Consider the following 3,356-nt stretch of genomic DNA (forward strand, 5'->3'; position numbering starts at 1 on the left):
GTGGTCACATGGGCATTCGCTCAGAAGTCTCCTTGCGACCAAAAAACAAAAAACCCCAGGACCTTTCGGTACTGGGGTTCTTTGTTTATTAGGTGCCTGGCAATGACCTACTCTCACATGGGGAAACCCCACACTACCATCGGCGATGACGCGTTTCACGACTGAGTTCGGTAAGGGATCAGGTGGTTCCACGTCTCTATTGTCACCAGGCAAAACTGGTTAACGCATTGGATACTGTAAGATGCGTCTTGGTTGTCTATACAAGCTACAACCGTTAAATCAATCATTAAACCACTCAGCTGTTCATCTGAAGCTCTCGCTCTCAGACAGCTTTGGCGTTATATGGTCAAGCCTCACGAGCAATTAGTACTGGTTAGCTCAACGCCTCACAACGCTTACACACCCAGCCTATCAACGTCCTAGTCTTGAACGGCTCTTTAGGGACCTTAAAGGTCCAGTGAGATCTCATCTTGAAGGGGGCTTCCCGCTTAGATGCTTTCAGCGGTTATCCCGTCCGAACATAGCTACCCGGCAATGCCACTGGCGTGACAACCGGAACACCAGAGGTTCGTTCACTCCGGTCCTCTCGTACTAGGAGCAACTCTTCTCAAATCTCAAACGCCCACGGCAGATAGGGACCGAACTGTCTCACGACGTTCTAAACCCAGCTCGCGTACCACTTTAAATGGCGAACAGCCATACCCTTGGGACCGGCTTCAGCCCCAGGATGTGATGAGCCGACATCGAGGTGCCAAACACCGCCGTCGATGTGAACTCTTGGGCGGTATCAGCCTGTTATCCCCGGAGTACCTTTTATCCGTTGAGCGATGGCCCTTCCATACAGAACCACCGGATCACTAGAACCTACTTTCGTACCTGCTCCACGTGTCTGTGTCGCAGTCAAGCACCCTTTTACTCTTGCGCTCAATGCATGATTTCCGACCATGCTGAGGGTACCTTCGTGCTCCTCCGTTACTCTTTGGGAGGAGACCGCCCCAGTCAAACTACCCACCACACACTGTCCTCGATCCCGATAAGGGACCTGAGTTAGGACTTCAACGTTACCAGGCTGGTATTTCAAGATCGGCTCCACTTGAACTGGCGTCCAAGTTTCAAAGCCTCCCAGCTATCCTACACAAGTAAGGTCAAAGTCCAGTGTGAAGCTATAGTAAAGGTTCACGGGGTCTTTCCGTCTAGCCGCGGGTACGCTGCATCTTCACAGCGAGTTCAATTTCACTGAGTCTCGGGTGGAGACAGTGTGGCCATCGTTACGCCATTCGTGCAGGTCGGAACTTACCCGACAAGGAATTTCGCTACCTTAGGACCGTTATAGTTACGGCCGCCGTTTACTTGGGCTTCGATCAAGAGCTTCGCCGGAGCTAACCCCATCAATTAACCTTCAAGCACCGGGCAGGCGTCACACCCTATACGTCCACTTTCGTGTTTGCAGAGTGCTGTGTTTTTAATAAACAGTCGCAGCCACCTGGTATCTTCGACCGGCCTCAGCTTAGGGAGCAAGTCCCATCACCAAAACCGGCGCACCTTCTCCCGAAGTTACGGTGCCATTTTGCCTAGTTCCTTCACCCGAGTTCTCTCAAGCGCCTTGGTATTCTCAACCTGACCACCTGTGTCGGTTTGGGGTACGATCCCACATAACCTGAAGCTTAGAGGATTTTCCTGGAAGCCGGGCATCAACTACTTCACTCCATATAGGAGCTCGTCATCAGATCTCAGTCATATAGGAACCCGGATTTGCCTAAGTTCCAAACCTACATCCTTAAACGCGGACAACCAACGCCGCGCTAGCCTAGCCTTCTCCGTCCCCCCGTCGCAGTTATGCGAGGTGCAGGAATATTAACCTGCTTCCCATCGATTACGCTTTTCAGCCTCATCTTAGGGGTCGACTCACCCTACCCCGATTAACGTTGGATAGGAACCCTTGGTCTTCCGGCGAGGGAGTTTTTCACTCCCTTTATCGTTACTTATGTCAACATTCGCACTTCTGATACCTCCACGGTGCCTTACAGCTTCCGCTTCAACAGCTTACAGAACGCTCCTCTACCATGCGTATAAACGCATCCGCAGCTTCGGTCTCTAGTTTGAGCCCCGTTATATCTTCCGCGCAGGCCGACTCGACTAGTGAGCTATTACGCTTTCTTTAAAGGATGGCTGCTTCTAAGCCAACCTCCTAGCTGTCTGAGCCTTCCCACATCGTTTCCCACTTAACTAGAAGTTTGGGACCTTAGCTGGCGGTCTGGGTTGTTTCCCTTTTCACGACGGACGTTAGCACCCGCCGTGTGTCTCCCATGATTGCACTCTTGGGTATTCGGAGTTTGCATCGGGTTGGTAAGTCGGGATGACCCCCTAGCCGAAACAGTGCTCTACCCCCCAAGGTGAGACATGAGGCGCTACCTAAATAGCTTTCGAGGAGAACCAGCTATCTCCGAGCTTGATTAGCCTTTCACTCCGATCCACAGGTCATCCGCTAACTTTTCAACGGTAGTCGGTTCGGTCCTCCAGTTGATGTTACTCAACCTTCAACCTGCCCATGGATAGATCGCCCGGTTTCGGGTCTACTCCCAGCAACTATGCGCCCTATTAAGACTCGGTTTCCCTACGCCTCCCCTAAACGGTTAAGCTTGCTACTGAAAGTAAGTCGTTGACCCATTATACAAAAGGTACGCAGTCACCGAACTAAGTCGGCTCCCACTGCTTGTACGTACACGGTTTCAGGGTCTATTTCACTCCCCTCACAGGGGTTCTTTTCGCCTTTCCCTCACGGTACTGGTTCACTATCGGTCAGTCAGGAGTATTTAGCCTTGGAGGATGGTCCCCCCATGTTCAGACAGGATAACACGTGTCCCGTCCTACTCGATTTCACTGGAAAAGGGTTTTCGAATACGGGGCTATCACCCACTATGGCCAGACTTTCCAGTCTGTTCTTCTAACCCAAATCCAGCTTAAGGGCTGGTCCCCGTTCGCTCGCCGCTACTAAGGGAATCTCGGTTGATTTCTTTTCCTTCGGGTACTTAGATGTTTCAGTTCCCCGAGTTCGCCTCTCTAAACCTATATATTCAGTAAAGAGATACCACTTACGTGGTGGGTTTCCCCATTCGGAAATGTACGGATCAAAACTTGTTTACCAGTTCCCCGTACCTTATCGCAGGTTACAACGTCCTTCATCGCCTCTGACTGCCAAGGCATCCACCGTGCACGCTTATTCACTTGACCATATAACCCAAAGGTGTCTGATCAACTGAATGGTTCTCGTAACGATCGATTTCGCCGGTTGGCGCTTGTATCAAACAATACAAGACAATCTTTATCTTACAGTTTCCAAATTGTTAAAGAGCGTT

The 3,356-nt window shown here is 50.9% G+C and carries 2 rRNA genes; both read right to left on the reverse strand.

Going from position 1 to position 3,356, the window contains the following annotated elements:
- Positions 1–94: 94 nt before the first annotated feature.
- Positions 95–210: ribosomal RNA gene (gene rrf, locus XMD564_RS11240) — 5S ribosomal RNA — on the reverse strand.
- A gap of 132 nt (positions 211–342) precedes the next feature.
- A 23S ribosomal RNA gene (locus XMD564_RS11245) occupies positions 343–3,231 on the reverse strand.
- Positions 3,232–3,356 lie beyond the last annotated feature (125 nt).

Source organism: Marinobacterium sp. xm-d-564 (genome assembly GCF_013283345.1).
In the GTDB taxonomy this organism is placed as follows: domain Bacteria; phylum Pseudomonadota; class Gammaproteobacteria; order Pseudomonadales; family Balneatricaceae; genus Marinobacterium_E.